This window comes from Azospirillum oryzae (genome assembly GCF_900177515.1).
GTDB classification, from domain to species: Bacteria; Pseudomonadota; Alphaproteobacteria; order Azospirillales; family Azospirillaceae; genus Azospirillum; species Azospirillum oryzae_A.
In genome coordinates this window covers 1,371,851-1,395,571 of record NZ_FXAK01000007.1, presented here as the reverse complement: position 1 = coordinate 1,395,571, position 23,721 = coordinate 1,371,851, and the positions used below count along the sequence as shown (strand labels likewise).

Sequence of the window (23,721 nt, the reverse complement as noted above, 5' to 3'; positions counted from 1 at the left end):
TTTATCGTCTGGGCATCCCAATCGACGGAGATGCCCCGATGAGCTCGAAAGACCACTTCCACCCCATATTGTTGGTCGCCGCCCTGCTGCTGGCCGCCTCCCCCGCCGCCGCGTTCGAACTGCACAGCCCGGACTTCACCGCCAAAGCGCCGATCCCGGAGCGGAATGTGTTTGCCGGTTTCGGCTGCACGGGTGCCAACCAATCGCCGGCGCTCAGCTGGACGGAACCGCCGGCCGGCACCCGCAGCCTCGCCGTCACCATCTATGATCCCGACGCGCCGACCGGCAGCGGCTGGTGGCATTGGCTGGTGTTCAACCTGCCGGCCGACACCCGCGGCCTGCCCGCCGGGGCCGGCGATTCGGCGAAACCCGCCCTCCCTTCAGGCGCCGTGCAGAGCCGCACCGATTTCGGCACCGCCGGCTATGGCGGTCCCTGCCCGCCGCAGGGCGACAAGCCGCACCGCTATGTCGTCACCGTCCACGCGCTGAAGGTGGACAGCCTGCCGCTGCCGGCCGATGCGTCCGGTGCCATGGTCGGCTTCAACCTGAATGCCGCCAGTTTGGGCAAGGCGACGCTCACCGCCCGGTACGGCCGTTGATCGCCGGCGCCGGCCGGTCCTAGGATGCGCGAAGGCCAGAGGATGAACGCCATGGGTCCGGATCTGCTCGCCCGCCTGTCCCGCTTCGCCGCCCGCGACCTGCGTCCCGGCGGCGGCGACCGGCCGCATCGGCCGGAGCTGTGGGCCTTCGTCGCCCATGACCGCGAACGTCTGGCCGAGGTGCGAATCGAGCGTACGGCTCTGATCGCCGTCCTGGAAGGCACCAAGGAGCTGACTGATCAATCCGGCACCACCCACCGATTCCCGACCGGCAGCGCCATGCTGCTGCCGCCGGGCTGGTGCGGATCGGTGGTGAATGATCCCGGCTCCGCTGGCCGCTACCGTGCCCTGGTGCTGGAGTTCCCGGCGGAGATGGTGCGGCGGCTACTGCGCGCCCATGGCACCGCCGGGCTGGCGCCGCGTACCCGGCCGCGCGACTGGCATGTCACCCTGGCGCCGGCCTTGACCGACGCCATCCACCACGCTGCTACCGGCCTGACTGCCGATCCGCCGCTGCCGCCCAAGCTGGCGGAGCATCGCTGCATGGAGGTGCTGCTGGCCCTGCTGGAAGACGGCGTCTGGTGGCTGGGACCGGTGGCGCCGATTGGGATCGCCGATGCGGTGCGTCAGCTTCTGCGCACCCAGCCCGACCTGCCCTGGACGGCGGAGCGCGTGGCCGGCGCGCTCAACCTCAGCACCGGCACTCTGCGCCGCCGATTGACCGAAGAGGGCTGCTCGGTCCGCAGCATTCTGACGGAGGAACGCGTCGCCCATGCCCGCGACCTTCTGCAGGGAGAAGGCCTGAGCGTTCAGGAGGCCGCGGAGGCCTGCGGCTACGCCAACCGATCCCATTTCGCCCGCCGCATCCGGGCGTCTGTGGGCGTCAATCCGTCTGACCTGCGGGAGCGTTGACCGGCGCGGTGCCATAGGCGCGCAGCAGCGCCGCGACCGAATCGGCAATCACCCGCTCCGGGTCGGCGGTGACCGGCAGCCCCAGCATCGTCGGCCAGAACAGCACTTCCTTCATGCCGCCGAGCAGTTGGGTCGCCACCACATGCGGGTCCGGCGCGTTCAGCCGGCCGCGCGCGTGCTGGGCGGCGATGTAGGCGTCCAGCAGCGCATAGGCCTGGCTCTTCCCGCCTTCCAGATAATCCTGCGACAGTTCGGGAAAGCGCTGGTGCTCCGCGATCACCAGACGCAGCAGGCCACGCACCTCCGGTCGGCCCGTGTGGATCAGCAGGGAGCGCAGGAAGACCGGCAGGGCCTTCTCCGGCGGCTGGTCATGGGAGAGCAGACTCTGGCCGTCGGCGCTGCGGAACCCTTCGTACAGGCCGGACACCACGGCCTGGAACAGCTCGCGCTTGCCGGGGAAGTGGTTGTAGACGGTGCGTTTCGACACATTCGCATCGGCGGCGATGGCGTCCATCGATGAGGCCTCGTAGCCCTGGGTCAGGAAGGCGCGGGTCGCCGCCTCCACCACCGCATCCCGCTTGACCGAACCGCGCGCGCCACCTCCCGCCTGGGTCCCCACCTGAGACGTTGACATTCCCCACCCTCTAAGTACACTGCACTGTGTAGTGTAGTTGTTGCCGCAGGCTCTTAGGGTAATCCGCCCGGCCGCGGCACGGGAGGGGTAAAGCGATGAAACAGCGCAATATCGGTGGCACTCTCGCGGTTTCCGAAATCGGGCTCGGCTGCATGGGCATGTCGGAGTTCTACGGCCCGACCGACGACGCTCAATCGCTCGCCACGCTGGAACGGGCGTTGGAGCTTGGCGTCACCCATTACGACACCGCCGACATGTATGGCAGCGGCCACAACGAAACGCTGCTCGCCCGTTTCCTCGCCGACAAACGCGACCGGGTGACGATCGCCACCAAGTTCGGCATCGTCCGCCAGCCCGGCGAATATGCCCGCCGGGTCGACACCAGCCCCGCCTATGTGGTCCAAGCCTGCGACGCTTCGCTGAAGCGGCTGGGGGTGGAGACCATCGACCTCTACTATGCACACCGTGTGGACCCGGACATCCCGGTGGACGATACGGTCGGCGCCATGGCCGATCTGGTGAAGGCCGGGAAGGTTCGGGCGCTTGGCCTGTCGGAGGTGTCGGCCGCCACCCTGCGCCGCGCCCACGCCGTTCACCCCATCGCCGCGGTGCAGAGCGAATATTCGCTGTGGACCCGCGACGTGGTAGCGGCGGTGCTGCCGACCTGCCGCGAGTTGGGCATCTCGCTGGTTGCCTACGCCCCGCTCGGCCGCGGTATGCTGACCGGTGCCGTGAGCAGCCCCGACCAGTTCGCCGAGAACGATTTCCGCCGCATCGCGCCGCGCTTCTCCGGGGACAATTTCGACCGCAATCTGGCTCTGGTCGAGCAGGTGAAGGCGCTCGCGGTGCAAAAGGGCTGCACGGCCGGACAGGTGGCGCTGGCGTGGCTGCTAGCCCAGGGGCCGGACATCCTGCCGATCCCGGGAACCAAGCGGATCAAGTATCTGGAGGAGAATGTCGGCGCCGCGGCGGTGACGCTGACCGACGCGGAGGTGAAGGCGCTGAGCGATGCGCTGCCGCCGGGCGTGGCGGCGGGGGATCGCTATACGGCCGAAGGGATGCGGGGGGTGAATGTCTGAGCGCATGGGGCCCTTGCCAAGCATGGCCCCTGCTCCCCCTACTTCGGCGTCCCAGCCCAGACCTGGAACTGCGTGGTCTCCAGCAGCATGTCGCTGTGCCCGAAAGCCGCCTTGAACAGCTTGCCGACACCGGCCGTCCGCTGTGTCACCGCCACCAGCGTGCCGCGCAGCTTCAGGTACTGCTTCGTCCCCGCGACCAGCGCGTCGAGCATGCCGAAATCCTCGTCCTTGCCGCGGTGGAGCGGCGGGTTGGACAGGATCAGGCCGAAGCGCTCGCGGGTGCCCAGCCCGGCCAGACCGTCGCTCAGCACCAGTTCGGCGTCCGGCACATTCTGGCGGGCGGCATGCAGGGCCACCGCGTCGATGTCCAGCAGGGTAAGCGGCGCGTCCGGCTGGCGTTCGCGCACAGCCCGCGCAATCACCCCGGCGCCACAGCCGAAATCCAGCACGCGGGTGCCGGCCGCCACCTCCGGCAGCACCTTCAGCAGGCATTCGGTGCCGGCGTCAAGATGGCCGTGGGCGAACAGGCCGGGATAGGTGACCAGATCCAGCGTCCGGTCCGGCAGCGTCAGGGTGACGGTCTGCCGCCAATCCTCCAGTCCGCCCTTTGCCGGCGCATCGGTGCGGCGGGTCAGCAACAGCCGGGCGCGCTTCTTGATGATGAGCGTTTCCGGTTCCTCGGCCAGCCCGTCGAGATGCTTGGGCGCGCTGGTCACTCCCTCGTCGTTGCCACCGGCAATCCACAGCGGGGCACCGGGGGCAAGGCGGGAGGCCAGCGCGTGCAAGGCCATCTCAAATCCGGCCCAGCCGCGCGGCAGGCGCAGGACGGCGCCATCGAAGGCGCCCTCCGCCGGCCAGGGCGTGGCGGTCTGCCCACCTGTGGCCAGCCGGTTCCACACCACCACCTCCGCCCCGCCGTCACGGAGCGCCTCGGCAATGGCGCCGTCACTGTCGAAGGCGACGAGGATCCGGCCCTGCGGCCGGATTTCGGACAGGGCTTCAGCGGCCACGGCGGCGACCGTCTGGTCGCGGTCCGTGGCCCGGTTGTCTAGACGTGCCACCTAAATCAACCCTTGTCGCGCATCAGCCGCGCCTTGTCGCGCTGCCAACTGCGTTCCTTCTCGTTCTGCCGCTTGTCGTGCTTCTTCTTGCCGGTGGCGAGGCCGATCTCGACCTTGGCGATGCCGCGGTCGTTGAAGTAGACCGACATCGGCACGAGCGTGACACCCTTTTGCTTGATGCCGGCCGCGAGCTTGTCCAGCTCGCGGCGGCGGACCAGCAGCTTGCGCGGACGCTTCGGCTCGTGCTGATCGACGCGACCGGCCTGGAGATATTCGGGAATGTACGCGTTGAACAGGTACAGCTCCCCACCCTTCAGACCGGCATAGGCCTCGTTCACACTGGCGCGACCGCCGCGCAGCGATTTCACCTCCGACCCGGTCAGCATGATGCCGGCCTCAAGGACGTCGTCGATGAAGAAGTCGAACCGCGCGCGGCGGTTCTGCGCCGCGAATTTTTTCGCCTCGTCGCGCGTCGCCAAGTCTCTCTCCTATACGGCCTGTTCCGTCACTCAGGACAACAGGCCGGCTTTGGTCATGGCTCCGCGCACGGCGGCGCGGGCGGTCTCGGAGGCCGGAACCAGCGGCAGGCGCACCTCGTCGCTGCCGAGGCCCAGCAGGCTGGCGGCGAACTTCACCGGGGCCGGGCTGGTCTCGACGAACATCGAGTCGTGCAGCGGCGACAGCACATCGCGCAGACGGAACGCCTCCTTGAGATCGCCCTTGGCCCAGGCGGTCTGCATGGCGGAGCACAGCGCCGGCGCGATGTTCGCGGTGACGGAGATGCAGCCCACGCCGCCCTGCGCGTTGAAGCCAAGCGCGGTGGCATCCTCGCCCGACAGCTGGATGAAGTCGGGGCCGACCTCCTGCAGCAGGCGCGAGGGCCGGGACAGATCGGCGGTTGCGTCCTTCACGCCGACGATGTTGGGCAGCTTTGCAAGCCGCGCCATCGTCGCCACAGACATATCCACGACACTGCGGCCGGGAATGTTGTAAATAAAGATCGGCAAATCCGCCGCGTCATGGATCGCCTTGAAATGCTGGTAGAGACCCTCTTGAGACGGCTTGTTGTAGTAGGGCGTGACCACGAGCGCCGCCTGCGCGCCTGCCTGCTTGGCATGGCGGGTCAGGGCAATGGCTTCGTCGGTCGAGTTGGAGCCGGTGCCGGCCATCACCGGCACCTTGCCGCCGGCCGCCTCGATGCAAAGCTCCACGACGCGGTTGTGTTCCTCGTGGGACAGGGTCGGCGACTCGCCGGTGGTGCCGCAGGGCACCAGACCGTGGGTGCCCTGGGCGACCTGCCACTCCACGAAGGACTGGAAGGCCTTCTCGTCCACTTTCCCGCCCTTGAACGGAGTCAGAAGGGCGACGATGGAACCGTGGAACATGGCTGCCTCCTCAGTCGGCTTAGCTGGAAAAAAGAGTTGCGCACATTATCCCTCCCCGCCGCCCTCGGCAAGAGCGCCCGGATCTCTGTTTTCGCGGGTCTCCTCACCCTTTTCGCTGCACTTCCCGGCGCCCTTCCCGCCGCGGCGCTGAGCCCGCAGGACATCGCCATCTACCGCGAGGCTTTCAAGCTCGCCGATGATGAACGGCTGGCGGAAGCGTTGGCGGCGGCTTCCCGCGCGCAGGATCCGTTACCGGCGAAGGTTCTGCGCTGGATCGCGCTGGCCAACCCGGGCGGCGGCGGCTTCAGCGACATCGCCGCCTTCATCCGAGAGAATCCGGACTGGCCGAACATGGCGGGGCTGCGCCGGCAGGCGGAAATGGCCATGCCGGACATCCAACCTGCCGACGTGGTGGAGTGGTTCCGCGAGAACCCACCGCTGACAAACGACGGCTTCGTCCGCTATGCCGATGCGCTGATCGCGACCGGCAGCGTCGAACGCGCGACCACCCTGATCCGCAAGCAGTGGACCGACGGCACCTTCACCGCCGACGAGGAGGCAACCTTCCTCGCCCACTACACGCCTTATTTACGCCAGCAGGACCACAAGGCGCGCATCGACCGGTTGCTGTGGGCGCGGCAGGAAGCGCCGGTGCGGCGGATGCTGCCCTTCTTCGACGAGGCCTATGACACGCTGATCGAGGCGCGCATGGCGCTGGACGGCGACCGCGCCGGTGCCGACGCGGCCTTGGCGCGCGTGCCGCCCGGCCTGTTGAACGATCCGGGGCTGATGTTCGACCGCGCCCGCTACCTGCGGCGCAAGGGCGACGATGCCGGCGCGCTGGAGATCATCGCCCAGGCCACCGCCGACATGGGCCGCCCACAGTCCTGGTGGTCGGAGCGCCATCTGCTGGCCCGCCGTGCGATGGAGCGGGGCGACTACAACCTCGCCTACCGTCTGGTCAGCGAGAACGGCATGAGCGAGGGCGGCGCCTTCGCCGATGCCGAGTTCCTGTCGGGCTTCCTCGCCCTGCGCTTCCTCGACAAGCCGTCGGAGGCCTTCGCGCATTTCCACAAGCTGTACCGGTCGGTCAGCGCGCCGATCAGCAAGGCGCGCGGCGCCTATTGGTGCGGCCGCGCGGCGGAGGCCTTGGGTCAGACCGGCCCGGCGCGGGAATGGTATGCCAAGGCCGCGACCTACCCGACCACCTTCTATGGTCAGCTGGCCTTCCGCCATGTTTCCGGCGGTGCGGTCACCCTGCCCACCCCGCCGTCCGTCTCCAGCGCCGAGGCTGCCGCCTTCAACAGGCGCGAGGTGGTGCGCGTCGCCCGCCTGCTGTCGGAAATCGGCGGGAACGCCGCCGATCAGGTGACCGGCTTCGTCCGCCGCATCAGCCTGGATGCCAAGACGCCGGCCGACTATGTTCTGGCCGCGAGGCTGGCGAGCGAAGTCGGCCGCCGCGATCTGGCCGTCGCCGCCGCGAAGGACGCCGCCCAGAACGACGTTTTCCTGGTCGAAGCCGGCTATCCGATGATCGACGCGCGGCCATCGGCGCCGGAGCTGGCGCTGGTCCATGGCATCATCCGGCAGGAAAGCACCTTCAACCCGACCATCGTGTCGTCCGCCGGTGCGCGCGGCCTGATGCAGCTGATGCCGACGACGGCGCAGCTGGTGGCGGGCAAGCTGGGGCTGAAACACACCAACGCGCGGCTGACGTCGGACCCCGGCTATAACGTCACGCTGGGATCGGCCTATCTGTCCGAGCTGATCGACCGCTTCAACGGCTCCTGGGTGCTGGCGATCGCCGGATACAACGCCGGTCCGAATCGTGTCCGCCAGTGGCTGCAGACCTACGGCGACCCGCGCACGGAAGCCATCGACGTGGTCGACTGGATCGAGCTGATCCCGATCTCCGAAACCCGCAACTATGTCCAGCGCGTGCTGGAGGCCGTCCAGGTCTATCGCGCCCGCCTGACCGGCGACCGGGCGGAGCCGAACCTGGACAAGGATTTGCGGCGATAGGGCGGCGGTACGCATGAATGCGGGAGATCGGACTTACCGATCTCCCGCATTCCCGTCACCCAATCACGCCGTCGTCGGATTCGGCATACCCGGCATCGGCTCGTCGGCCGGCGGCGGGACTTCGGGCAGGATGCCGGGGTTGTCCGGTACCGGATAGGGATCGGGGGTCGTCGGACGGTCGGGCTGCGGCGGATTGGGATTGGACGGGGGCGGAATTTCGCCGGGGGTGGACGGCTTCTGCGGATCGCTCATGCGGCAACTCCTGACAAGGTGGGTCCCTCGGATAACGCTTTACTCGGCCGTCCGTTCAATCGCCCGGCCGCCGGACTGGAGGTCCTGCCCGGCCCCCTCGACCGTGTTGCAGCCGGTCAGCATGGCGGCGAGCGCCATCAGGAAGGTCAGGATCACCACCTCGCGCGCGGGGAACGGGATGGCGCGGGCGGTGGCGCGCTGCCGGCGGTTCTTGGCGTGCTGCATGGTGTCTCTCCGGTCTGGGGTGAGGGGACTGGGGTTGAAGGAACTTGGATTGAAGGAACTGGGCGATGGCCTGGGTGTCGTTCGTCTCTGTTTCTGACAACGGGGCTGCGACGGCTTGGTTCCGCGCCGACCGTCGCCGCCATGCAGAGAATGCAACGGTCCTTTCGGGGCGCGTGAAATCCTTGACGCGGTACACCCACCGGGCAAGATGACCGGCTTTTGCGCAGTCTGCCCGCTTTCCGGCCAAGCCTTACGGTCCGGCGGCGCGGCACGGGCCGCCGTCATCCCTCCGTCGCCACAGGTCCAGTCATGAGCACCGCCACCCTGCCCGCCCCCGAGCCGTTGCGCGCGCGTCTTGCCGCCCACATCGGCGAGCTGCTGCGGCTGGCGGCGCCGGTCATCGTCTCCCGCGCCGGACTGATGGTGATGATGGCGGTCGACACCGCCATCGTCGGCCGCTTCTCGGCGCAGGAGCTGGCCTATTACGGGCTGGCCCACCTGCCGGGCAACATCATGGTCGGAACCGGCGTCGGGCTGCTGATGGGCACGGTGATGATCACCGCCCACGCCTTCGGCGCCGGCAGCGACGTGGAGTGCGGCCGGGCATGGCGTCGGTCGGTCCCCTACGCTCTGCTGCTGGGCTTGCTGTTCGCGCTGATCTCGTTGCTCGGCGATCCGCTGTTCCAGGCCGGCGGCCAGACGCCGGAGATGGCGGCCGGCGGCGCCCATGTGCTGGCGGTGCTGGGCCTCGGCGCACCCGGCATGATGCTCTACATCACCACCGGATTCTTCCTGGAGGGCATCAAGCGGCCGTTGCCGGGAATGATCGCCATGGTGATCGGCAACCTCGTCAACGCCGCGCTCGCCTGGGCGCTGGTGTGGGGCCATGTCGGGCTGGAGCCGCTGGGTGCGGTCGGCTCCGCCTGGGCGACCACCATCGTGCGCTGGTTCATGGGGCTGGGGCTGGTCGCCTATGTCTGGTGGATGCACGACCATGAACGCTGGCAGGTCCGCCTGCCGGTGTCCAATTGGTGGAGCGGTGCCGCGCGCCAGCGTCACCTCGGCTATGCCGCCGGGCTCAGCATCGGGGTGGAGAGCGGGGCCTTCGCCGCGCTTGGCCTGTTCGCCGGCATGATCTCGCCGTTGGCGCTGGGCGCCTATACGGTCGGGCTGAACCTGACCGCCCTGCCCTTCATGGCGGCGGTCGGGCTGGCGTCGGCCACCGCGGTGCGGGTGGGCGTCGCCTATGGCCGCGGCGACCGCAGCGACATGGCGCTGGCCGGCTGGACCGGCCTCGGCGTCACCAGCGCCATCCTGGCCTGCGTCGGCGTGCTCTATCGCAGCCTGCCCGACGCGCTGGGCGCCATCTACACCAACAACCCGGAACTGCTGGAAGCGGTGGCGCCGCTGATCGCCTTCGCCGCCTGGATCCTGATCGCCGACGGCGGCCAGACGGTGATGGCGAACGCCCTGCGCGGCCGGCATGACGCCTGGGTTCCGACCGCGCTGCACTTCTTCTCCTACGCGGTGGTGATGATTCCGGTGTCGGCCTTCCTGGTCTTCGGCCTCGGCCACGGCGCCCATGGGCTGTTCGAGGGAATTCTCATCGCCAGCCTGGTGTCGGTCACCATCCTCTCCCTGCGATTCGCACATCTCAGCCGGCGTTGAACCGCCGGCAGCGGGGCTTTCCGGCCCCGAATCATTGTGTGCAATTGCGAGAGTTGCTATATTTCCTGGGCAAAACTTTCGGCCCGCAAGGCCAGTGACTGCCGCGGATCCGCAAGCGGCGGCACCTTCGAAAAATGAGTGTCCGCTTGAGCAACACGCCCCTTCCTCCCGCCTCCGACATCGCGCCGATCAACATCGAAGACGAGATGCGGAAATCGTATCTCGACTACGCGATGAGCGTGATCGTGAGCCGTGCCCTGCCCGACGTCCGCGACGGGCTGAAGCCGGTGCATCGGCGCATCCTCTACGCGATGAAGGAGGGCGGGTACGATTCGACCAAGCCCTATAAGAAGTCGGCGCGCATCGTCGGCGACGTGATGGGTAAATACCACCCGCACGGCGACAGCGCGATCTACGACGCCATGGTCCGCATGGCGCAGGACTTCTCCATGCGCCTGCCGCTGATCGACGGCCAGGGCAACTTCGGCTCGATGGACGGCGATCCGCCCGCGGCGATGCGCTACACCGAGGCGCGGCTTGCCAAGGCGGCGGAAGCGCTGCTGGACGACATCGACAAGGACACCATCGACTTCCAGGCCAGCTACGACGATTCGGGGCGCGAGCCCACCGTCGTCCCGGCCCGCTTCCCGAACCTGCTGGTGAACGGCGCCGGCGGTATCGCCGTCGGTATGGCGACCAACATCCCGACCCACAATCTGGGCGAGGTGATCGACGCCTGCTGCGCCTACATCGACAATCCCGACGTCACGCTCGACGAGCTGATGGAGCATGTCCCCGGCCCCGATTTCCCGACGGGCGGCCTGATCCTCGGCCGGTCTGGCAGCCGGGCGGCACTGCAGACCGGGCGCGGCTCGGTCATCCTGCGCGCCAAGACCCATTTCGAGGAGGTGCGCAAGGACCGCACCGCCATCGTCGCGACCGAGATTCCCTATCAGGTCAACAAGGCCAAGCTGATGGAACGCATCGGCGAGGTCGTGAACGACAAGATCATCGAGGGCATTTCCGACCTGCGCGACGAGTCCGACCGCGACGGCGTGCGCGTGGTGATCGAGCTGAAGCGCGACGCGGTTCCCGACGTCGTGCTGGCGCAGCTGTTCCGCCACACCCAGCTCCAGACCTCCTTCGGCGTCAATATGCTGGCGCTGAACGGCGGCCGTCCGGAGCTGATGAATCTGCTGCAGATCATCACTGCCTTCATCCGCTTCCGCGAGCAGGTCATCACCCGCCGGACCGAGTTCCTGCTGGGCAAGGCACGCGAGCGGGCACACACCTTGGTCGGTCTGGCCGTTGCCGTCGCCAACCTGGACGCGATGATCCAGCTGATCCGCAGCGCCCCCGATCCGGTCTGGGCACGCGAGGAGATCATGAACCGCGAATGGCCGGTTCATGACGTCGGCCCGCTGATCGAGCTGATCGACGAACCCGGCCGCGGCGTCAGCGAGCAGGGCACCTACCGGCTGTCGGAAGTACAGGCCCGTGCCATCCTCGACCTGCGCCTGCACCGCCTGACCGGGCTGGAGCGCGACAAGATCGGCGCCGAGCTGACCGACGTCACCGACCAGATCGCCGACTTCCTCGCCACGCTCGCCAACCGGCCGAAGCTGATGGGGATCCTGCGCGACGAGCTGGTGGAGATGAAGGAGCGGTTCGGCAACCCGCGCCGCACCGAGATCCAGGATCTGGAGTTCGAGGCCGACATCGAGGATCTGATCCAGCGCGAGGACATGGTCGTCACCGTCAGCCAGTCCGGCTATGTGAAGCGGGTGCCGCTGTCGACCTACCGCGCGCAGAAGCGCGGCGGCAAGGGCCGCGCCGGCATGTCGATGAAGGCGGAGGACGCGGTCAGCGACCTGTTCGTCGCCAACACCCACACGCCGCTGCTGCTCTTCTCGAACCGCGGCATGGTCTACAAGCTGAAGGTCTACCGCCTGCCGCTGGGCAACCCGCAGGCGCGCGGCAAGGCCTTCGTCAACCTGCTGCCGCTGATCGACGGGGAGACCATCACCACCGTCCTGCCGCTGCCGGAGGACGAGGCCGCCTGGTCCGATCTGCACGTCGTCTTCGCCACGTCGAAGGGCAACGTGCGCCGCAACCGCATGTCCGACTTCGCCAACATCCGCTCCAACGGCCTGATCGCCATGAAGCTGGAGGAGGAAGGCGAGCGGCTGATCGGCGTCCACACCTGCTCCGAGACCCACGACGTCCTGCTGGCGACCCGCGGCGGCAAGTGCATCCGCTTCCCGGTCGACGACGTGCGCGTGTTCGCCGGCCGCACCTCCACCGGCGTGCGCGGCATCAGGCTGGCCGACGGGGACGAGGTGGTCTCGCTGTCGATCCTGACCCATGTCGACGCCACGCCGGAGGAACGCGCCGCCTTCTTCAAGATGAAGCGCGACGAAGGGCTGGAGATGGAGGGCGAGGCCGCGCCGGAGGCTGACGACGTGCCGACGGACAGCGTCACCCTGTCGCAGGAGCGATACGAAGAACTGAAACAGAAGGAACAGTATATTCTGACCGTCTCCGACCGCGGCTATGGCAAGCGCAGCTCGTCCTACGAGTATCGCACCGCCGGACGCGGGGGCCAGGGCATCTGGAACATGGAGATGGGCGAGCGCAACGGCTCCATCGTCGCCGCCTTCCCGGTCGAATCGAACCATCAGGTGATGATGGTCACCAACGGCGGCCAGGTGATCCGCATGCCGCTGCACGACGTGCGGGTGGCCGGCCGCAAGACGCTGGGCGTCACGCTGTTCCGCGTGGGGGCGGACGAGCGCGTGGTGTCCGTCGCCACCATCGCCGAGGAAGAAGGCGAGAATGGCGTGGATGTGGGCGTCGAGACCGGCGATGACGCCAACGGTTCGGTCGAGCCCACCGGTGATGCCGGCAGCTCCGCCGCGCCGAACGAATAACGGACGGGCCTAAAGGGGAACCCATGGCGACCAGCCAGACCGAGACCAGCAAGGGTCGTCGAATCGGTGTCTATCCCGGCACCTTCGATCCGATCACCAACGGTCACATGGACATCATTCAGCGCGCCGCCCGTCAGGTCGACCACCTGATCATCGGCGTCGCCCGGAATGCCGGCAAAGGGCCGCTCTACTCCACGGACGAGCGGGTCGCCATGGTTCGCGAGGATGTGGCCGCGCTGAATGCCGGCGGATCCAGCATCGAGGTGCGGGCCTTCGACAATCTGCTGATGCATTTCGCCATGGAGGTGGGTGCCGGCGTCATCATCCGCGGACTGCGCGCCGTCTCGGACTTCGAATACGAGTTCCAGATGGCGGGCATGAACGCGCGGCTGAACCCGAAGGTCGAGACGATCTTCCTGATGTCGTCGGAGAAGCACCAGTTCATCTCCTCCCGTTTCGTGAAGGAGATCGGGCGGCTCGGCGGCGACATCCGCCATTTCGTCTCCCCCCGTGTCGCGGAACGACTGGCCGAACGCTTCGCCCTTGAGGCCGGTAACGGCACGGTGCCGACGACCAGCCAGACCTGATCCCGGAACCATGGGCTTGATAGACAGGGTTGATGGCAAAATCCTGCATTTCCCATCAAGCCCATGGTTGACCTTTCGGGCGCGTCTTTCTATGGTGCGCCCACTTCCGGCGGGGGTCAGTTTCCCACCGCCGCGCTGGATGATCCGGTAGCTCAGTCGGTAGAGCACGTGACTTTTAATCATGTGGCCGTGGGTTCGAATCCCACCCGGATCACCATTCTTTCCAAAGACATAGCATGACAATCGGCGGCAATGGCCTCAGTCTCCCATCATAAGTCGTAGCGGTCGTGCCAGCGCTTTTGGAGCGCGACGATTGCGGCGTGGGAGCAAGCATGGGTGTTGCGACGTTCATCGACCACGAAGTCGCAATGAGGCCGCCATGCTCCAACTGAACCCACCGCTTCCTCTCGACACGCCCAAGGGGCCGGCGCTCGCCCATTTCCTGATCGATTATGGCGCCGAGCATGATCTCTGCTGGGTCTGCTTCCAGGACGAAACCGGCGAATGCTGGACCTGGAGGAACCGTGAGGTTCGGGCGCCCAAGAACATCACCATGGGACGTCGGACCGAGGAGCGGCGCGGCAAGGTGGATCTGCGCGTCGCGGAATAGCCGTTCCGGCGGCGATGGTCAGGACTTTTCCTGCAGCACACTGACCATCGCCGCGCGAAGCGTCTCCGGCGAGCAGGGCATCTCCAGAAGCATGCCTCTGATCTCGCCGGCTCTCCAGCGCTTCAGCAGGCCGAGATCACCGGTGATGCCGATCCACGGCAGCGCGCAGCCGACTTCCGCTTCGAAACGGGCGGCCATCTGGTCTCCGGTCTCCGCTCCGACGACCGGCGGAAGAAGCAACAAGGTCGGCTTCGCTTTCTCGACGCGGATAGCCGCCAACAAATCTTCGACGCCATCTCCGGCAATCACCTCGCATCCCCAGGAGTCCAGCAGGGCTTCCACGCCCAGGCGCAGGATCGCATCAGGTTCCAGAACGACGACGGTGTTTCCGCTGATCGGTGGCAATGCAGTATCCCCGCCTGATATGGGCCGAGCCGGCGAACTTCCGACTACAAAAACCCACGAACGGGCGGACTGTTGTCCACGATCCCATATTTGTCATTAACGTGTGATACTCACAACCTTCCGAGATGCGGAGGCCGCCAGGCTCGCCGTCCAGTCGATCGCAGGACTCAAGGTCCAAGCCCCGCCTGTACCAAAACTCCATTGGTCGCTATTGGACAGGGAAATATTCGAGATGGACCTTACCGGATGGTCCACGACATTGCCGGAATCCGTATTCACACGGAGCGTCGGCAAAGACAGCAAGACGCTTGGATGAAAGAATTTGCACGCCGGGCTGCGGCGGCCAGCTTCCGGTGGCGACCCCAGCAGGATTCGAACCTGCGACCTGCCGCTTAGAAGGCGGCTGCTCTATCCAACTGAGCTATGGGGCCCTGTCCCGGATTCCCGTTCAGAAGCGCGGGCGGTCGGTGCGGAAATTGTCGGCGTAGTTGCGCGGACGGATGCGGCGGACCGGCGCTTCCTGCACGGTGTAGTTCCAGCCCTCACGCTCCGCGAACGCGATGGCCTCTTCCTTCGTTTCGAAGGACAGGCGCACCTGATTCAGCGTGTCGCCGGAGCTGGTCCAGCCCATCAGCGGTTCCGGGCGGCGCGGCGTCTCGATCTCGTAATCCAGCATCCAGCGGTGAGTCTTCGCCCGGCCGGATTGCATGGCCGTCTTGCTCGGCTGATAGATCCGGACGTTCATGGCTCGCTCGTCTCCCCAAATGCCTGCGGTTGCGTCACCGGCGCGGATGGCCTGGACGCAGAGTTGTCCCCTGGCGATGGTCGGGGCGCCCGGATTCGAACCGGGGGCCTCCAGTACCCAAAACTGGCGCGCTGACCAGACTGCGCTACGCCCCGTCGCCGCGTTGTGAGATACACGAACGCCACGCCCACGGCAAGCGGACGGCGCACCGCTTTTGCGGTCTTTTCCATCCGGCCTGCCACCTTGGGCATTTGGTGCGGCGTTCCGTCGCTCAACAGCCTGTCTCCAACACCGTTCCGGATCCGTTTCGTTGCCATCGCTCACCCCCGCCCCGCTTGCCGTCGCCATGTTTCTGCCAGACCTCGCGGACCGGCCGGACCACCGCTCGGCGGTCGATCTCGCCCATGATTTGTTGAGCGCCGGTGTTGCGGTGGATGTGGTGGCGCCGATGGGCGGGGGACCGCTGCGCGCGGCGCTGAACCCGGCCGTCGGGCAGATCGACCTCGCCAAGCGCCATGCCGCGACCTCGGCCCTGGCCCTGGCCCGTGTTATGGCGGAACGGCAGCCGGCGCTGCTCGCCCTACATCGTGAGGTGGCATGGGTCGGGCGGCTGGCGCTGTGGCTGGCCCGCAGCAATGCGCGGCTTGTCGTGCTGGAGGGCGATGCGGCGGCGGATTTCGCCGCTATTCGTGCCGCAGCGCCTCGATGGGGTTGAGGCCGGCCGCGCGGCGCGCCGGGTAAAGGCCGAAGAACACGCCGACCAGCCCGCTGACCGCCACCGCCAGGACGATCGAATCGATCCGGATCAGCGTCGGCCAGCCGGCCAGCGCCGCGACCGCCACGGCGGTGCCGATGCCCAGCGCCACTCCGACCGCGGCGCCGATCAGCGACAGGGTGATCGATTCGATCAGGAACTGCACCAGGATGTCGCGCCGCCGCGCCCCGATGGCAAGCCGCAGCCCGATCTCCCGCGTGCGCTCGGTCACCGACACCAGCATGATGTTCATGATGCCGATGCCGCCGACCAGCAGCGAGACCGCCGCGACGGCGGCCAGCAGAAAGGACAGGGCGCGGGAGGATTCGTCACGGGTCGCCGACACTTCCGACAGGTCGCGCATCCAGAAATCGTCGTCCTGGCCGGGGATCAGCCGGTGGCGCTGGCGCAGCAGGTCGCGGATCTGCGCCTGAGCGTCGGCCATGTCGGCGCCGTCGCGCATCTTCACCGCCATGCTGTGGATGAAGCGCGGGTTGCTCTTCGCCATGCCCGGAATGTTGCGTTTGGCGGTGGACAACGGGACGAAGATGACGTCGTCCTGGTCCTGGCCCTGCGTGTTCTGCCCCTTCTCCGCCAGCACGCCGACGACGGTCAGCGGGGTGGAGAACACCCGCACCTGCTCGCCGATGGGATCGCCGCCGCCGAACAGGTTGCGCACCACCGTCTGGCCGAGGACCACAACCTTGGTCGCCTGCGCCACATCCTCGTCGGACAGGCCGCGCCCCAGCGCGACGGTCCATTCGCGGGCGTCCATATAGTCCGGCGTGATGCCGAACAGAATTGTGCCCCAGTTCTGGTTGCCGGCGACGATCTGCAGGCCCCAGCGCACCGACGGCGCCGTCACCACCACGCTGGGGGTCTCGGACAGCACCGCCAGCGCATCATCTTCCGTCAGGGACGATGCGGTGCCCGCGCCCAGCTTCACCCCGCCACGCACGATGCTGCCCTGCCCCACCAGGATCAGGTTGGTGCCCAGGCTGGCGATCTGGCGCAGCACCTGATCGCGGGCGCCGGCGCCCACCGCGACCATGGCGATCACCGCCGCCACGCCGATGACGATGCCCAGCATGGTCAGCGCGCTGCGCAGCGGGTTCGCCCGCAGGGACTCGAGCGCCGCGCGCAGTGCGTCCCAGGCGGTCATGCCGCGACCTCCGGTTCCTGCCGCAGATCGTCGATCAGGCGGCCGTCGCGGAACTGCAGGACGCGGGCGGCGAAGCGCGCCACCTCCGGCTCGTGCGTCACCAGCACGATGGTGATGCCGCGACGGTTCAGCCGCTGGAACAGACCGATGATCTCCAGGCTGGTGGCGGTGTCGAGCGCGCCCGTGGGCTCGTCCGCCAGCAACAGCAGCGGATCGTTGACCAGCGCGCGGGCGATGGCCACCCGCTGCTGCTGTCCGCCGGAAAGCTGTGTCGGTCGGTGCCGCGCCCGCTCCCACAGCCCCACCGAATCGAGGGCTGCCAGTGCCCGCTCTACCCGCTGTGCGCGACTGACGCCGGCATAGACCATCGGCAGCATGACATTGTCGAGCGCGGTCTGCCGCGGCAGCAGGTTGAAGGACTGGAAGACGAATCCGATGCTGCGGTTCCGCACCGCCGCCAGCGCGTCGGAGGACAGGCCGGCGACCTCCTGCCCATCCAGGCGGTACTGACCGGAATCGGGACGGTCCAGGCAGCCCAGCAGGTTCATGAGGGTGGATTTGCCGGACCCGGATGGTCCCATCACCGCCACGAACTCACCCCGGCGGATGGTCACGGTCACGTCGTCCAGCGCGTGGACGGTCTGCGGCCCCATGCGGTAGCGGCGCGTGAGATGTTCGACCGCGATCAGGGGTTCGGGTGCCGGCGAATCAGAAGCCAAGGCGCGGTCCCCGGCGGGTGTCGCGGTCGGGAGGCAGGATGCCGGTGATGACCTCCTGCCCCGCCCGCAGGTCACCGGACACCACCTCCGTATAGCTGCCGTCGCCGATGCCGAGCCGCACCGGTATGCCGACCGGGCCGCCATTTCCCGGACCGGGCACCCAGACCGTCCGCATCGCCTCCGCCGCCCGGCCGGGCGCCACCAGCGCCTCGAAGCGGTCGCGCTGTTCCGGGGCGAGAAGCCCGGCGATCCGCTCCAGGGCCGCGGTGCGGATGGCGTTGGCTTCCACCCGGCGGCGCTCCGGATCACCACCCTCGGCATCCAGTGCGGCGAAACGGTCGCGGGCCTCGGCGACCAAGGACGCGATGTCGCGGCGCCTGGTTTCATCCAGCATCAGCCCGTCCATCACCCGCTTGGCCGCCGCCTCCAGTGCCGCGGCGCCGCGCCCGCCGTTGGGGCCGCCGGTGGTCGGTGTCGGCGCATCGGCCGAAGCCTCGGCACCCGGCGGGCGGAAGCGCAGGGCGGCGTTGGGCAGCTTCAGCGCGGAGGGTCGCTCGTCCACCGTGATGCGCAGGTTGGCGGTCATGCCCGGCAGCAGCCGCAGTTCCGGGTTCTCCACCGTGATGACAACGATGTAGGTGACGACCGTCATGTCCTCCTTCGGCGCCAAACGCACCTGAGCCACCCGCCCGGTGAAGCTGTCGCCGGGGAAGGCGTTGACGGTGAAGCGCACCGGCATACCTTCACGCACCCGGCCGATGTCGGCCTCGTCGATGTTGGCCAGCACCTCCATCTGCCGCAGATCCTGGGCGATGGTGAACAGGGTGGGGGCCGACAGGCTGGCCGCCACCGTCTGGCCGGTGCTGACCGCCCGATTCACCACCACCCCGTCGATGGGGGAGCGGATGACGGAGCGATTGAGGTCGACGCGGACCAGTTGCAGGGCCGCTTCGCGTTGGGCGACCTGGGCGCGGGCGACCTCCACCTGGGCGGCGGCGACGGCCAGTGAGGCCTCGGCCGACGCCTCCGCCGCTTCGGCCTGCCGTTTCTGGGCACGGGAGGCGATCAACTGGGCTTGCGCGCTGTGCGCCGCGGTTTCCGCCTTCTCCAGATCGGCGGCGGCGACCACGCCGCGGCCCTGCAGGTCGCGCCGGCGCCGCAGGTCGCGCTCCGCGTCACGCTGGACGAGGTCGGCGCGGATGATCTGCGCGTCGGCATTGGCGACGCTGGCCTTGGCGCTGGCGAGATCGGCCCGCGCCTTGTCATGCAGCGCTTGTTGCTGGATGAGCGCCGCCTTGGCGGACTCGAGGTCGGCGCCGGCCTGGGCCAGCCGGGCGGCAAGCTGGTCGCCGTTCAGCCGGGCGAGGATCTGGCCGCTGGTGACCCGGCTGTTGAAATCGGCATACAGCTCCGCGATCTGGCCGGAGAGTTGGGAGCTGACCTCCACCGTCACCAGCGCGCTCATCGTGCCGGTGGCGGTGATGGCGCTGACCAGCGGGCCCTGATCGACCCGCGCAAGGCGATAGGCCGGCCCCGGCTCCGCCCGCGCCAGCACGACATAGGCGGACAGGCCGGCCGCGGCGCTGAGCGCCAGCCCAAGGAAAATCGCCGACCGCCTGCTCATCCCAGCCCTCCGCGCCACCCAAGCCCGCGCGATTGATCTGGGCGAGTTTACGCGAAAGTCATGGGCGGCGGATCATCTATCGGCTTAGGGCTTGGCGATGTCGGGAGACACCACGCGGTCGCCGGGGCGGATGCCCAGCCGCGAGGCCATGCCGCCGTTCAGTTCCAGGATCGCCTTCACCGGCCCGTCGGAATTGACGGAATCCAGCGATTCCGGAACCGCGCGCTCATGGATGTTCACGATGCGGCCGTCGGCGCCGATGAACAGCATGTCGAGCGGGATCAGTGTGTTCTTCATCCAGAAGCTGGCCGGCTGCACCCGGTCGTAGACGAACAGCATCCCGGCATCGGCCGGCATCGACTGACGGAACATCAGCCCCTGGGCCTGCTGGCCCGGCGTCAGCGCCAATTCGACGTCGAAGCGGAACTTGCCGCCGCCCGACGTCTCGACGGTCAGCTTGGATTTCTGAAAGCTCTCCAGCGCCATCGCCGGGAGGGCGACCACCAGCAGCAGGAGCGCCACAACCGCACCCCGAAAACTCCGACCGACCATCATGACTGTCCCCGAAGGCTGAACCGGCCCGAAAAAGCCGGGAGGCGCGCCAATGAAGCACGGCACGCCTCCCAAGCCAAATTAAGCGTTTTTAGGACTTCGCCAGGCGGTCGAAGGCCTGAAGCTTGGCCAGCAGGGCCGGCATGTCCTTCAGCGGGACCATGTTCGGGCCGTCGCTGGGGGCGCAGTCGGGATTCTCGTGCGTCTCCATGAAGACGGCGGCGACGCCGACCGCGATGGCGGCACGGGCCAGAACCGGCACGAACTCGCGCTGGCCGCCCGATGTGGTGCCCTGCCCGCCCGGCTGCTGGACCGAGTGGGTGGCGTCGAACACCACCGGGAAGCCGGTCTCCGCCATGATCGGCAGAGATCGCATGTCCGACACCAGCGTGTTGTAGCCGAAGCTGGCGCCGCGCTCGCACAGCATCACGCGCTCGTTGCCCGAGGCGACCAGCTTGGCCGCGACGTTCTTCATGTCCCACGGCGCCAGGAACTGCCCCTTCTTGACGTTCACCGCGCGGCCGGTCTCTGCGGCGGCAATCAGCAGGTCGGTCTGGCGGCAGAGGAAGGCGGGAATCTGCAGCACGTCCACCGCCTCGGCGACGGGGGCGCACTGGGCCTGCTCATGCACGTCGGTGATGACCGGACAGCCGAAGCGCTCGCGGATTTCCGCGAAGATCGGCAGCGCCTTGTCCATGCCCAGGCCGCGCGCGGTGGTGATCGAGGAGCGGTTGGCCTTGTCGAAGCTCGACTTGTAGATCAGTCCCATGCCGAGCGCCCTGGTCATCTCCACCAGCGCGGACGCGGTCTCCATCGCATGGTCGCGGCTTTCCATCTGACAAGGGCCGGCGATCAGGACGAAGGGACGGTCGTTGGCAACGGTCAGGTCGCCGATCTGGACAGGGCGCGGCGTGGTCATCGGAGTGCTCCAAAACGAATAACGGGCGAGAGGGCGCCGCCCTCTCGCACTCACCCGGCAGGGGATGGGGCAAGGGTCGGAAGACCCTTGCATCCCACTATTTCAGAAGCCGGTCAACGGCGCCCATGTCAGGACAGATGCGTGCGGAAGAACTCCACCGTCAGCCGGTTGGCCTCGTCGGCGGCGTCCCGGTCGTAATGCTCGCCGCCCGGCCGGGCGAAGGCGTGGTCCATGCCGGGATAGACCTTGGCGGTCACCCACCTGTTGTCCTTCAGCCCGGCCACCACCGTGTCGCGCTTCTCGGGGCTGGAGAACTTGTCGTTTTCCGCGATGTGCAGAAGCAGCGGCTTGGCGATCTTGCCCGCCTCGCCCAGCAGCCCTTCCAGCCCGACGCCGTAATAGCCCACATTGGCGTCGGCGTCCGACCGCGTCGCCATCATGAATGCCAACCGGCCGCCCAGGCAGTAGCCGACGCTGCCGGCCTTGCCGGTGCAGCCGTCCTGCCCGCGCACCCAGGACAGAGCCGCCTTCAGGTCCTCCACCGCCTTGTCCTGGTCCATGCCGTTCATCAGGGCGAAGGCCTTGTTCCACTCCTCCTGCGTCTTGTCGGTCAGTTGCACGCCCGGCTGCTGGCGCCAGAACAGGTCGGGGCACACCGCCAGGAAGCCCTGCGAGGCGTACCAGTCGCATTGCTCGCGCATCACTGCGTTGACGCCGAAGATCTCCTGGATCACCACCAGACCACCGGCGGGCGTCACCTTGGGCTTGGCGACATAAGCCGAAAAGCGGCCGCCGTCGGCGGCATCGATCATCACCTCGGACATGGCTTTCTTATCCTCCCGTTGGCAAATCCGCCCCTGATATGGAGCGGACTTGCCCCCGGTCACCCCGCCTTTCGTCAGAAACCGACGCTGACGCCGACAAACCCACCGTAGTCGCGGCGGTTCTCCTCACCCAGCCGGGCATTCAGGCCCAGCGTGCCGGACACCGACTCCGCCAGCTTGAACGAGGCGCCCGCCGTCAGGTCGACATAGCTGCGGTCGGGCTTCGCCACCGCCACATCATAGGCGAGCGTGGAGATGCTGCGGCTTTCGACCGTGATGCTGCGCTGGTCGTCCTTGAACTCCCGGTTCAGCGTCACCTTGGCATAGGGCAGGACGCTGCCGAAATCATAGGCGGCCTGATAGCCGACGCTGCCGACCAACGAGTTGCGGGTCTGCGAGCGATAGGTGAAGCCGAACAGGCTGCTGTCCTCGCTGAAGCCCTCGACCTCGACATGCTGGTAGCGCAGGCCGAGCACCGGGCCGTGGGTCAATCCACCCATGGCGAACTCATAGCCGCCCTCGGCGCCGATGGAGGCGTTGATGCCCTCGGTGCTGCCGCCGGTGGAATGGTCGGTTCCGTTGATCGTCACGCCGCGCCGCAGGTCGTAATCGGCGAAGCCGACGGACCCGACCCCGTTCACGAAGGCGCCGCCCATGCGGTAGATGCCGTAGCCGCTCAGCACATACTCCCGCTGCTTGTAATCGCCGCCGGTGGAGAAGCTGCCGCGGTAATGCGACGCCGTGCCGGCCACGCCGAGCAGCAGGTTTTCGGTGAATCGCTTGTCGATGCCGACGCTGACCGACAGCGGCGTGCCGCGCACCTCCGTCTGCCCGCCGATGCCTGGATCGCCGGTGCGGTCGCTGGTCAGCCGGCCGACTCCGCCGCTGATCCAGGCGCCGCTGGTACCCGGCTTGCGGCTCCACAGGCTGGTCGCCGCTTGGGCCAGGATGGTGGCGGTCAGCCGGTCGCGGGTGTGAATCGGCGATTCGGCAAGCTGCGCCACGTTGCCCGGGGCGGTCAGCGCGTTCAGCACGAAGTCCGACACCGCGCGATGGCCGGCCGTGGTCGGGTGGACGCCGTCGGCGAACAGGTAACTCTGCGCCGCGTTCGGCGCCACCAGCGAGGCGGAAGTGCAGAGCAGCGAACTGCTGGTGGTGCAGGCGGTGCCGGTCACATTGGCGAAGCTGAAGGAGGCCGGATTGGCCACCGCGGCCCGCAGCAGCGAGTATGTGTCGATCGGAATGACCGAGACGCCGGCATTCGCCAGCCCCAGCGTGACCAGTTGGTTATAGCCGCTGACCAACTGCGTGATCTGCGCCGCCGCCGCCGCGCCCTGCGCCTGCCCGAACGGGGTCGATCCGATATCCGGCACCGTCGGCACCAGGATGGTGCGCGCACCGGCCGCGTGCAGCCTCGCCACCTGCGTCACCAGATCGCCGGCCGCCTGCGTCACCGTCGCCTGGGCCGTCGCCGGGTTGTTGAGCGCGGCAAAGATGTCGTTGGCGCCGCCCCAGACGGTATAGAGCGCGTTCGGATCGGCCCGCCCGCCGGTGGAGGCGAGATAGCCGGCGACCTGGGTCGCGACACTGGGCGCCAGGGCCGTCGGGCCGGTCGCCGGGACGCCGACCGACGTGTTCACCCGCGCGCCGCCGACCGCATAGTCGGTGCCGCCGCGCGCCGCCGTGGTGGCGGAGGTGCCGAGCGCCCCGGCGAGATTCTCCGCCCACACCGGTCCCGGATTGGTGGTGAACTTGCCGCCGAAGGGCAGCAGCGACTGGAACGCCCCGCTGTCGGTCAGGCTGTCACCGAAGAAGATGGTGGAGGAATAGTCCGCCGCGGTGGCCGGCACCGCGGCGAGCGCGGTCAGGCAGGTGGCGAGCGCGACGATCCTGACGCGATTCATGGTCACTCCCCGATCCGATTGTTTGCTTGTGCGATTTTCCGCGGATCGTCGCACAAGGTTTTCGGACGCGCAAGGAAGCTGACGTATAGGGAAGGCTCCCGACACGAAAACGCCCCGCCTTTGGAGGGCGGGGCGTTTCCGTGTCCGGG

General features: G+C 67.9%; 24 protein-coding genes and 3 tRNA genes. 10 read left to right on the top strand and 17 right to left on the bottom strand.

The window, feature by feature from the left end; genetic code table 11:
• Window positions 1–38 precede the first annotated feature (38 nt).
• Window positions 39–599: a YbhB/YbcL family Raf kinase inhibitor-like protein gene (locus B9N97_RS19120; RefSeq protein ID WP_085089342.1), complete on the top strand. Its 561-nt coding sequence runs from the start codon at window positions 39–41 to the stop codon at window positions 597–599.
• Between the two features lie 51 nt (window positions 600–650).
• Window positions 651–1,511 (top strand): helix-turn-helix transcriptional regulator, encoded by an 861-nt coding sequence (locus B9N97_RS19115; protein WP_085090661.1) that lies wholly within the window; start codon window positions 651–653, stop codon window positions 1,509–1,511.
• On the opposite strand, the gene B9N97_RS19110 is transcribed toward B9N97_RS19115, so the two are convergent.
• On the bottom strand, window positions 1,483–2,145 hold the full coding sequence (locus B9N97_RS19110; protein WP_085089341.1) for a TetR/AcrR family transcriptional regulator: 663 nt from the start codon (window positions 2,143–2,145) through the stop codon (window positions 1,483–1,485). The genes B9N97_RS19115 and B9N97_RS19110 overlap by 29 nt on opposite strands.
• A 95-nt stretch (window positions 2,146–2,240) precedes the next feature.
• Between B9N97_RS19110 and B9N97_RS19105 the strand changes: the two genes are divergently transcribed.
• Window positions 2,241–3,224, top strand: a complete 984-nt coding sequence (locus B9N97_RS19105; protein WP_085089340.1) for an aldo/keto reductase — start codon at window positions 2,241–2,243, stop codon at window positions 3,222–3,224.
• A gap of 38 nt (window positions 3,225–3,262) precedes the next feature.
• On the opposite strand, the gene B9N97_RS19100 is transcribed toward B9N97_RS19105, so the two are convergent.
• The 3 genes from B9N97_RS19100 to dapA are packed head-to-tail and all read right to left on the bottom strand — an operon-like array spanning window position 3,263 to window position 5,670.
• Window positions 3,263–4,285, bottom strand: a complete 1,023-nt coding sequence (locus B9N97_RS19100; RefSeq protein ID WP_085089339.1) for a methyltransferase — start codon at window positions 4,283–4,285, stop codon at window positions 3,263–3,265.
• Window positions 4,286–4,290: 5 nt separating this feature from the next.
• Window positions 4,291–4,764: an SsrA-binding protein SmpB gene (gene smpB / locus B9N97_RS19095; RefSeq protein WP_085089338.1), complete on the bottom strand. Its 474-nt coding sequence runs from the start codon at window positions 4,762–4,764 to the stop codon at window positions 4,291–4,293.
• A gap of 30 nt (window positions 4,765–4,794) precedes the next feature.
• Complete coding sequence (gene dapA, locus B9N97_RS19090) at window positions 4,795–5,670, bottom strand: 4-hydroxy-tetrahydrodipicolinate synthase (protein WP_085089337.1); 876 nt, start codon at window positions 5,668–5,670, stop codon at window positions 4,795–4,797.
• Between the two features lie 36 nt (window positions 5,671–5,706).
• On the opposite strand from dapA, the gene B9N97_RS19085 reads away from it, so the two are divergent.
• On the top strand, window positions 5,707–7,692 hold the full coding sequence (locus B9N97_RS19085) for a lytic transglycosylase domain-containing protein (protein WP_244560786.1): 1,986 nt from the start codon (window positions 5,707–5,709) through the stop codon (window positions 7,690–7,692).
• Between the two features lie 63 nt (window positions 7,693–7,755).
• Here the strand turns inward: B9N97_RS19085 and B9N97_RS19080 are convergent, their stop codons facing one another.
• Window positions 7,756–7,944 (bottom strand): hypothetical protein, encoded by a 189-nt coding sequence (locus B9N97_RS19080; RefSeq protein ID WP_085089335.1) that lies wholly within the window; start codon window positions 7,942–7,944, stop codon window positions 7,756–7,758.
• Between the two features lie 39 nt (window positions 7,945–7,983).
• On the bottom strand, window positions 7,984–8,169 hold the full coding sequence (locus B9N97_RS35955) for an entericidin A/B family lipoprotein (protein WP_085089334.1): 186 nt from the start codon (window positions 8,167–8,169) through the stop codon (window positions 7,984–7,986).
• 309 nt (window positions 8,170–8,478) lie between these two features.
• Between B9N97_RS35955 and B9N97_RS19070 the strand changes: the two genes are divergently transcribed.
• The 5 genes from B9N97_RS19070 (at window position 8,479) to B9N97_RS19050 (ending at window position 13,964) form a co-directional block, all read left to right on the top strand.
• Complete coding sequence (locus tag B9N97_RS19070; RefSeq protein ID WP_085089333.1) at window positions 8,479–9,837, top strand: MATE family efflux transporter; 1,359 nt, start codon at window positions 8,479–8,481, stop codon at window positions 9,835–9,837.
• A gap of 146 nt (window positions 9,838–9,983) precedes the next feature.
• On the top strand, window positions 9,984–12,767 hold the full coding sequence (gyrA, locus tag B9N97_RS19065; RefSeq protein ID WP_143266776.1) for a DNA gyrase subunit A: 2,784 nt from the start codon (window positions 9,984–9,986) through the stop codon (window positions 12,765–12,767).
• A gap of 23 nt (window positions 12,768–12,790) precedes the next feature.
• Complete coding sequence (gene coaD / locus B9N97_RS19060; protein ID WP_085089331.1) at window positions 12,791–13,354, top strand: pantetheine-phosphate adenylyltransferase; 564 nt, start codon at window positions 12,791–12,793, stop codon at window positions 13,352–13,354.
• Window positions 13,355–13,495: 141 nt separating this feature from the next.
• Window positions 13,496–13,571 (top strand) — tRNA-Lys (locus B9N97_RS19055).
• A 162-nt stretch (window positions 13,572–13,733) separates the two neighbouring features.
• On the top strand, window positions 13,734–13,964 hold the full coding sequence (locus B9N97_RS19050; RefSeq protein ID WP_085089330.1) for a hypothetical protein: 231 nt from the start codon (window positions 13,734–13,736) through the stop codon (window positions 13,962–13,964).
• An 18-nt stretch (window positions 13,965–13,982) separates the two neighbouring features.
• Here B9N97_RS19050 and B9N97_RS19045 read toward each other — a convergent pair whose 3' ends face one another.
• From B9N97_RS19045 to B9N97_RS19030, 4 genes are all read right to left on the bottom strand, one after another.
• Window positions 13,983–14,369 (bottom strand): hypothetical protein, encoded by a 387-nt coding sequence (locus B9N97_RS19045; RefSeq protein WP_085089329.1) that lies wholly within the window; start codon window positions 14,367–14,369, stop codon window positions 13,983–13,985.
• A 354-nt stretch (window positions 14,370–14,723) separates the two neighbouring features.
• A tRNA-Arg gene (locus B9N97_RS19040) sits at window positions 14,724–14,800 on the bottom strand.
• 17 nt (window positions 14,801–14,817) lie between these two features.
• The gene (locus B9N97_RS19035) at window positions 14,818–15,114 is read right to left on the bottom strand and encodes an ETC complex I subunit (protein WP_085089328.1); all 297 of its coding nucleotides are present in this window, start codon (window positions 15,112–15,114) and stop codon (window positions 14,818–14,820) included.
• Window positions 15,115–15,191: 77 nt separating this feature from the next.
• A tRNA-Pro gene (locus B9N97_RS19030) sits at window positions 15,192–15,269 on the bottom strand.
• A gap of 155 nt (window positions 15,270–15,424) precedes the next feature.
• On the opposite strand from B9N97_RS19030, the gene B9N97_RS19025 reads away from it, so the two are divergent.
• Window positions 15,425–15,829 (top strand): hypothetical protein, encoded by a 405-nt coding sequence (locus B9N97_RS19025; protein WP_085089327.1) that lies wholly within the window; start codon window positions 15,425–15,427, stop codon window positions 15,827–15,829.
• Here the strand turns inward: B9N97_RS19025 and B9N97_RS19020 are convergent.
• From B9N97_RS19020 to B9N97_RS18990, 7 genes are all read right to left on the bottom strand, one after another.
• Complete coding sequence (locus B9N97_RS19020) at window positions 15,798–17,030, bottom strand: ABC transporter permease (protein WP_085089326.1); 1,233 nt, start codon at window positions 17,028–17,030, stop codon at window positions 15,798–15,800. The two genes, B9N97_RS19025 and B9N97_RS19020, sit on opposite strands and share 32 nt — an antisense overlap.
• Window positions 17,027–17,749, bottom strand: a complete 723-nt coding sequence (locus tag B9N97_RS19015; RefSeq protein WP_280174794.1) for an ABC transporter ATP-binding protein — start codon at window positions 17,747–17,749, stop codon at window positions 17,027–17,029. The genes B9N97_RS19020 and B9N97_RS19015 overlap by 4 nt, the downstream gene beginning before the upstream one ends.
• Window positions 17,739–19,373 (bottom strand): efflux RND transporter periplasmic adaptor subunit, encoded by a 1,635-nt coding sequence (locus B9N97_RS19010; protein ID WP_085089324.1) that lies wholly within the window; start codon window positions 19,371–19,373, stop codon window positions 17,739–17,741. Before B9N97_RS19010 ends, B9N97_RS19015 begins: the two co-directional genes overlap by 11 nt.
• Before the next feature lie 84 nt (window positions 19,374–19,457).
• Window positions 19,458–19,895 carry a DUF192 domain-containing protein gene (locus B9N97_RS19005; RefSeq protein ID WP_244560785.1) on the bottom strand — a complete coding sequence of 146 codons (438 nt, stop codon included), beginning with the start codon at window positions 19,893–19,895 and terminating at the stop codon, window positions 19,458–19,460.
• A 121-nt stretch (window positions 19,896–20,016) separates the two neighbouring features.
• The gene (kdsA, locus tag B9N97_RS19000) at window positions 20,017–20,844 is read right to left on the bottom strand and encodes a 3-deoxy-8-phosphooctulonate synthase (protein ID WP_085089323.1); all 828 of its coding nucleotides are present in this window, start codon (window positions 20,842–20,844) and stop codon (window positions 20,017–20,019) included.
• Between the two features lie 128 nt (window positions 20,845–20,972).
• Window positions 20,973–21,668 (bottom strand): dienelactone hydrolase family protein, encoded by a 696-nt coding sequence (locus B9N97_RS18995; protein ID WP_085089322.1) that lies wholly within the window; start codon window positions 21,666–21,668, stop codon window positions 20,973–20,975.
• 74 nt (window positions 21,669–21,742) lie between these two features.
• A complete protein-coding gene (locus tag B9N97_RS18990) occupies window positions 21,743–23,572 on the bottom strand; it encodes an autotransporter domain-containing protein (RefSeq protein WP_143266775.1) in 1,830 nt (609 codons plus the stop codon).
• Window positions 23,573–23,721: the final 149 nt, after the last annotated feature.